The organism is Brevibacillus daliensis (genome assembly GCF_021245735.1).
Taxonomy (GTDB): domain Bacteria; phylum Bacillota; class Bacilli; order Brevibacillales; family Brevibacillaceae; genus Brevibacillus_B; species Brevibacillus_B daliensis.
Window position 1 is genome coordinate 25,580 of the sequence record NZ_JAJISB010000026.1, and the last position, 6,940, is coordinate 32,519.

At 40.4% G+C, this 6,940-nt stretch carries 7 protein-coding genes; 6 read left to right on the forward strand and 1 reads right to left on the reverse strand.

All coding sequences use genetic code 11. The features are described 5' to 3' along the window. Positions 1-56 precede the first annotated feature (56 nt). Both LM917_RS17490 and dnaI read left to right on the forward strand, forming a co-directional pair. Positions 57-1,583, forward strand: a complete 1,527-nt coding sequence (locus tag LM917_RS17490; RefSeq protein WP_232698946.1) for a DnaD domain protein — start codon at positions 57-59, stop codon at positions 1,581-1,583. Then, positions 1,584-2,525, forward strand: coding sequence for a primosomal protein DnaI (gene dnaI / locus LM917_RS17495; RefSeq protein WP_232698947.1), 942 nt, complete (start codon positions 1,584-1,586; stop codon positions 2,523-2,525). Positions 2,526-2,743: 218 nt separating this feature from the next. On the opposite strand, the gene LM917_RS17500 is transcribed toward dnaI, so the two are convergent. Further along, positions 2,744-2,980: a DUF3892 domain-containing protein gene (locus tag LM917_RS17500; RefSeq protein WP_232698948.1), complete on the reverse strand. Its 237-nt coding sequence runs from the start codon at positions 2,978-2,980 to the stop codon at positions 2,744-2,746. A gap of 501 nt (positions 2,981-3,481) precedes the next feature. On the opposite strand from LM917_RS17500, the gene LM917_RS17505 reads away from it, so the two are divergent. The 4 genes from LM917_RS17505 (at position 3,482) to LM917_RS17520 (ending at position 6,398) form a co-directional block, all read left to right on the forward strand. Then, a complete protein-coding gene (locus LM917_RS17505) occupies positions 3,482-4,672 on the forward strand; it encodes a glycine C-acetyltransferase (protein WP_232698950.1) in 1,191 nt (396 codons plus the stop codon). 178 nt (positions 4,673-4,850) lie between these two features. Beyond that, on the forward strand, positions 4,851-5,807 hold the full coding sequence (locus LM917_RS17510) for an L-threonine 3-dehydrogenase (protein ID WP_232698951.1): 957 nt from the start codon (positions 4,851-4,853) through the stop codon (positions 5,805-5,807). Positions 5,808-6,036: 229 nt separating this feature from the next. After that, positions 6,037-6,243, forward strand: a complete 207-nt coding sequence (locus LM917_RS17515) for a hypothetical protein (protein WP_232698952.1) — start codon at positions 6,037-6,039, stop codon at positions 6,241-6,243. Then, complete coding sequence (locus tag LM917_RS17520) at positions 6,240-6,398, forward strand: hypothetical protein (protein WP_232698953.1); 159 nt, start codon at positions 6,240-6,242, stop codon at positions 6,396-6,398. Before LM917_RS17515 ends, LM917_RS17520 begins: the two co-directional genes overlap by 4 nt. The last annotated feature ends 542 nt before the right edge of the window (positions 6,399-6,940 follow it).

A 6,940-nucleotide genomic window follows, 5' to 3' on the forward strand; every position in this document is an offset into this window, starting at 1 on the left:
CAGTGGGACATGATATAATGAGAGAATGAAGTAATGGGAGAAAGGGTTATGTATAGATGCGTCTTATGTGGAACGAGCTGGCTCCTAACGACCGGTACCTGGTTCGCTTAATACGACCGTTAAGTATGATGGAGATGGGGTTTGTAACCCATCTTTATTTGCCCTTGATAGGGGTTGCTTCTTACTCTCTCTACCAGTTGTTGGTGCATGAAGTGGATGAAAAAAGTGGAGCAGTTACTGAAGGAATACATCGTAGCTTGATGATGATGACCTCTTTGCCGCTTGATCGATTGCTAGAGGCAAGAGAGCGTTTAGAAGCAATGGATTTATTAGAAGTGAGACGTCGAGAAAATCGCGATCATGATTTTTTCTATGAGTATATAATTAAACCGCCGTTAGCTCCTGCGCAGTTTTTCCAGGAGGATATCTGGCCAGTCATGTTGCATAATCAGGTTGGCAAAATAAAGTATGAACAGATTCGAAGAACGTATCGTGATCAATTATGGGCGAATTTGGAGAGTGAGTATCCTTACGAGGAGAATGTAACCAAGCGCTTTTATGAAGTTTTCCATACCTTGTCTGCCTCAGAGGTGGAGCTGCGTCCCGGTTCAGAGACGGAACGATTTTTTGCGGAAATGCAGCGGAAACATCCAGTTTCCCCTGTCGCGTACAAGGACGACTCTGACCAGGAAAAGGAACAAATCTTGGATCTTTCATTCCTGAGAACCAGTCTGCCTAGTAATATTAAATCAGCAGATATAATGACCCCAGAATATGTTCAGTTCTTTTATCAATTAATTACGTTCTATCAGATGGATGGATACGGATTAAGTAGGGAACTGAGAGATTGGAATCTTTATGATGGTAAAGGCAAGCTTAATAAAGATGCATTGCGAAAACGATTGGTAGAACGATATGTGGATAATCAAATGCCTCGCACCGCTAGTAGAATGGAGGAGTTGTTCAAGGACGAGTGTGGTCCTGGTAACATTCCTGCTCCTGGTAGCCACTCCTTCTTGCAGGTATGTCGACAATGTTCGCCGCTTGCCATGCTGGAAATGGTGATAGGAGGCCGGATTTCCCGGGCTTATTTGGATCGGGCAGAGACGCTTGTTTTTACTGAAGAGTTGCCATATGAAGTGGTTAATGCATTGTTGATGTATGCACTGAGGGAGACCAAGATGGAACTTCCTAAAGCATATATTGAAACGATTCGGGATAGTTGGAAAGCAAAAGGTATTTCGACAGTTGATGAAGCAGTACGTGTAATCCTCGAACGAGCAGAGGCAAGAAGCCAGGCGCAGGAAAAATCTGCCGCTGCATCTGCTTCTAACGGGAAGAATACGAACAGTAATAGCACAGGCTATCAACAACGACGTGGTAAAAATGGAAGAGCGATCCTTCAGGATAAACTACCTGCTTCTGTTCAACGGCAGCTGGATCGTGAACAAGCAGAAACAGAGGCACAGACTGGTGCTACATCGTCTGGTTCCAATGAAAAAAGAAGCACAATTATGGATGATCCTGAATTAAGAGAATTATACGAATCACTGCGAAACCCCAAAAAAGGAGGCGAACGATAGATGGAATCAGTAAGTAAGTTTATGCAAGAGCTCTCCAAGAAAGGTCCTCGAGATATTTTGTCACCAGAAGAGCAATTGGATAAGATGCTCCGTTCTTCTTCCTACTTACAAAAGTTTGCAGAGGAACATTCCGATTTGACTCGTGATGATTATCTTCGTTCGCTTTCCACTGTATACGAAGCAGTGAAGGAGCATTATTACTGTGACAAATGTCCCGGGCTTGATAACTGTCCCAATCTGGTGAAGGGGCATTATTATGAACTGGAAGTACAAAGTGGACAAATTGTTAGTCGACTTGTTCCTTGTCAGATTCAATTAGCCTATGAAGAAGATCAACGCACTCGTAAACTAATGCGCAGTTACCATGTTTCCGAGGAGACCTTGAAAGCAAGCTTTAACCATATGGACATGGATGGTTCAAATAAGGATGCGATTCGTGCAGCCATGCATTTTTGCACACAGTTTGCTGAGAAGGAAAAGCCAGATGGCAAAGGGTTATATGTTCATGGAGGCTTTGGGGTAGGAAAAAGTTATTTGATGGGTGCAATAGGACGAGAATTATCACATAACAAAATCGCTTCATTGATGGTATACATGCCTGATTTTATTCGAGAAGTGAAAGAATCTCTTGCTGATCAGTCATATGTAAGCAAGCTAGAGCGTTTAAAAGATATTCCCGTACTCATCCTGGACGATATTGGTGCAGAAAATCTGACTCCTTGGATTCGGGATGAAGTAATTGGTGTTATTCTACATCACCGCGTAAATAACCACTTACCTACGCTTTATACGTCTAACTACGCGCTAGAAGAACTGGAAGAGCATTTTGCCATCAGCAACGGTTCACGGATCGAGTTAACCAAGGCCCGTCGAATTATGGAGCGAATTAGACACTATGTAGAGGTATATGAAATAGAAGGAAGCAACCGCCGAAAAAAGTGAACATGTCGATAAGGTTTTGCCAGTGAGCATCCCTAGGAATGGCACGTTTTGAATATAAAACAGCCGATTTAGCCGTAAAGTGGCTAAAGTCGGCTGTTTTTGTGTTGAAATTTGATTAACGTGTTTTTTTCGATGTTTTGCTGCTCATACCCGTAAAGATCGCATGAAAAAATGGGGAACAACGATAAAGTAAAGTAGCCAAGTCCTTTGTCTTTGCTTTAAAAGAGCGGCATATTATCTAGATTATTAGACGGATCACCGTCTGGAATACTTCTCAAGTGTTTGCCACCGTCTTTACCGGTAAAGACTTGCACGTGCTCAATCAATCCCTCAGAAGCCAGGCGTTGGGCGACAAGATAATCCACTTCGTTGCCATCCGACAATTTTAACTTGATGATATCACCATCACCATTTTTACGTACCGCGATTACGTGGGGAGCCTGTTCGTTTGACATATTGGAACCTCCAATTCTTCCGATTATACGTAAATAGGTTTACCAACAAATGAGGGATCATACGGATGTGTAGGGTTTTTGATAAGGGTTCGCTTTTGATGAGAGAAAAGTCCTTGCTGTGTAGACAATGCAACCGTAGGAGGACAAAGTGAAAAAGGTGACAAAAAAATACAAATGTACTTTCCGTGTGCACAATTTCTCTTCTGGAAAAATAGGCACAAGCAGGTAGTTGTTAGTCATAAAGTCTTTGTATTAGTGGGTTTTTATATTTTTCAAATCTGAATTATCTATTTATATGGAATATTTATGTATTTTTCATGTGGACATAAATCCTCTCATATGATAACGTAAAAACAAGAAATGGAAGATCGTTGAACGGCTTCAAATCTGTATAAATGTCTTTATCATGCGGACATTTGTTTATTGGGGCAAGATGACCATACTGTCTATATTGAACAATTTTATACCAAATAATGTTAGATAATTTTTGGAGGGATCGGAATGTCAAGCAAGGTATTGCACCAGTTTTTACAAGAAAATCTATCGGAGCTAAAAGACAAGGGACTATACAACGTCATTGATCCTTTGGAAAGTGCGAACGGACCAGTGATCAAAATCAAGGGTAAGGACTTGATCAACTTGTCTTCCAATAACTATCTGGGCCTGGCTACAAATGAACGTCTTAAAGAAGCTGCCAAACGTGCCATCGACAAGTATGGCGTTGGGGCAGGAGCAGTGCGTACCATCAATGGAACGTTAGATGTTCACTTGAAATTGGAAGAGAAACTCGCTCAATTCAAGCACACAGAAGCAGCGATTGCGTACCAGTCAGGATTTAATTGTAATATGGCTGCCATATCAGCAGTTATGGATAAAAACGATGCGATTCTCTCCGACGAGTTAAATCATGCATCAATTATTGACGGTTGCCGTCTTTCCAAGGCAAAAACCATTCGTTACAACCACTCAGATATGGATGATTTGCGTCAAAAAGCAAAAGAAGCCAAAGAATCTGGTCAGTATAACAAAATCATGGTAATCACGGATGGAGTATTCTCCATGGATGGCGATATTGCGAAGCTCCCTGAAATTGTAGAGATTGCCGAAGAATTTGATCTGATCATTTACGTAGATGATGCACACGGTTCCGGAGTTCTTGGCAATGGTGCTGGAACAGTGAAGCACTTTGGACTATCAGATAAGGTGGATTTCCAGATCGGAACACTTTCCAAAGCAATTGGGGTAGTAGGTGGATATGTAGCTGGTAAACAAGAGCTGATTGATTGGCTTAAAGTTCGCAGCAGACCATTCCTGTTCTCTACATCGCTAACACCAGGTGATGTCGTGGCGATTACGGAAGCATTGGATATTATCATGACAAGTACAGAACTTCACGACAAGCTATGGGATAACGGTAACTACCTGAAAAAAGGCTTAAAAGAGCTAGGCTTCAACATTGGTAACAGCGAAACGCCAATTACGCCTTGTATCATTGGCGATGAAGTGAAGACACAGGAATTCAGCAAACGACTTTATGAAGAGGGTGTCTATGCCAAGTCGATCGTATTCCCAACCGTTGCAAAAGGAACCGGACGTGTTCGTAACATGCCAACAGCAGCGCATACAAAAGAAATGTTAGATCAGGCGCTTGCTATATATGAAAAAGTAGGAAAAGAAATGGGCATCATTTAGAACAAAACCCCTTGAAACATATGATGTAAGCCGAATAAGAATGATCGGAAAGAAAAACTCCTATAGAAGTCTTTCGAAGAAGCAGGTTCTTCATTAGAGGGAGTTTTTCATGCGTATCAGGATGTGATGTCTGGATATCTATACCTTCTGATACAGTTTAAGAAAGGGGTTTACCCACATGAAAAAAATTCTGGTTACAGGTGCTCTTGGACAAATTGGTTCTGAGCTGACCACCCAGTTACGACATAAATACGGTGCTGATTCTGTTGTGGCAACGGATATCCGTCAAGGAGAAAATCATCAGGATGGACCGTTTGAGATTCTTGATGTAACAGATGCAAAAGCGATGCACGAGATTGCAAAAAAATATCAAGTGGATACCATCATGCATTTGGCAGCGCTTCTTTCAGCAACTGCTGAAGCAAAACCGCTGTTAGCATGGAATCTAAACATGGGTGGTCTCGTGAATGCGCTGGAAGTAGCTCGTGAGTTGAAATGTCAGTTTTTTACGCCTAGCTCCATCGGTGCTTTTGGACCAACAACTCCAAAAGATAATACACCTCAAGAAACCATTCAACGCCCAGTTACGATGTATGGTGTAAACAAGGTAGCTGGTGAATTACTATGTGATTACTACTCCCAAAAGTTCGGAGTAGATACGCGTGGCGTACGTTTTCCTGGACTCATCTCTTACGTAACTCCTCCAGGTGGGGGAACAACAGATTATGCGGTCGAGATCTATTATGAAGCGATCAAAAACAAGCGATACACATCTTACATCGAGAAAGGCACATACATGGATATGATGTATATGCCAGATGCGCTGAATGCTATCATTCATTTGATGGAAGCGGACGCATCCAAATTAGTTCATCGCAATGCGTTTAACGTAACTGCCATGAGCTTTGCTCCTGAAGAGATTGCTGCTGAGATTAAGAAGCATATTCCTGATTTTGAAATGAGCTACAACGTTGATCCGATTCGTCAGGCGATTGCTGACAGCTGGCCGAATTCCATTGATGCTACAGCAGCACAGCAAGAATGGGGCTTTAAGGCGGAGTATGATGTAGCAAAAATGACAGAGGATATGCTAGTTAAGCTGAATGAGAAGTTGCATGCGTTAAGTGGAAATTAATTATTGATAAACATAATAGAGGTGTCCCAAGAGTAAGAAACGGTTATTACTCTTGGGGCACCTTTTGTTGTGATTACGAGTAATGTTACATGAATGAAAAATAGAATAAATTGACAATTGTTGTTTTTTTCTGTTACGATACAACAAAATTTATGTAGCAGCAACAGAATCAACAGGTGAGAAAATCTAGTAGATATCCGATATTAGTACTGTGTAATGGGGTGAGGTAATGATAATCGAACGTTCTACTGTTATCCTGTGGCTGATCGGCTTTTTTATGTGCTGGTATTTTCTTTATGAGGCCAACATGATCTTTATAGATGGTCATACCGATCCTTATACTTTTCTGATGTTACATTTGAAAGCAAGACTTGCCTATTTTGCTGCGGGAATACATCTAGCAATCTTGTTTTTGGAAGGGGAAAACTTCGAGTGAACCTACCAATGGTAAAGGTTCTCTTTCTATATTGTTTTTTTAACTTGCTTGGCATGCAAATGGACCTAGATGTATTAGTTTTACGAGAAAAAGAAGCTTTCTTTTTAGGACTCGCTATGGTTCTTATTGTAGTTAGTATTTCAGATATTAGTTAGGGAGGGGGTGTATAGTTTTGAAAAGAAAGAATATTTTTATTCTTATTTATAGCTATTGTTGGTATTTTTTATATATCGGATAGGGTGAAATATACGTCGGTAGAAGAATTTGTAGTAGATCAGTTTACTGAAGATGCTGTTATTAAAATTGTTATCAAAAGATACGCCGACGATGCAAGAATCTCCACAAGGGATACGGTTATTATAGAAAAAATATTGAATGATTTGTCAAAGATAGAATTAAAAGAAGATAATGATTCTTTGCCTAGTATGGATTATAGAATAAATATATATAGTAATACGAGTACCCTTAGTATGTTACTTGATCGAGACAATGTATGGATACATAATCATAAAAAAAGTGAATTCTATAAGATCATTAATAACATTGATCCAATAGAAATGATTGAAAATTTAAACTTGGATTGGGTTATTCGTGATTAATGTGTTATAGAGCCTACAATAAAGCAATTATTATAGAAAAATGCCCTTCTCTCATTATGAACTGTGACCCGTAAGATGGACACTTAAAAAAGTGACCC

Bases quoted from the DNA above. Each gene is read 5' to 3' on its own strand.
- LM917_RS17490 (WP_232698946.1), top strand. From the start codon at position 57: ATGCGTCTTATGTGGAACGAGCTGGCTCCTAACGACCGGTACCTGGTT.
- LM917_RS17500 (WP_232698948.1), bottom strand. From the start codon at position 2,980: ATGTCAAACGAACAGGCTCCCCACGTAATCGCGGTACGTAAAAATGGT.
- dnaI (WP_232698947.1), top strand. From the start codon at position 1,584: ATGGAATCAGTAAGTAAGTTTATGCAAGAGCTCTCCAAGAAAGGTCCT.
- LM917_RS17515 (WP_232698952.1), top strand. From the start codon at position 6,037: ATGATAATCGAACGTTCTACTGTTATCCTGTGGCTGATCGGCTTTTTT.
- LM917_RS17510 (WP_232698951.1), top strand. From the start codon at position 4,851: ATGAAAAAAATTCTGGTTACAGGTGCTCTTGGACAAATTGGTTCTGAG.
- LM917_RS17505 (WP_232698950.1), top strand. From the start codon at position 3,482: ATGTCAAGCAAGGTATTGCACCAGTTTTTACAAGAAAATCTATCGGAG.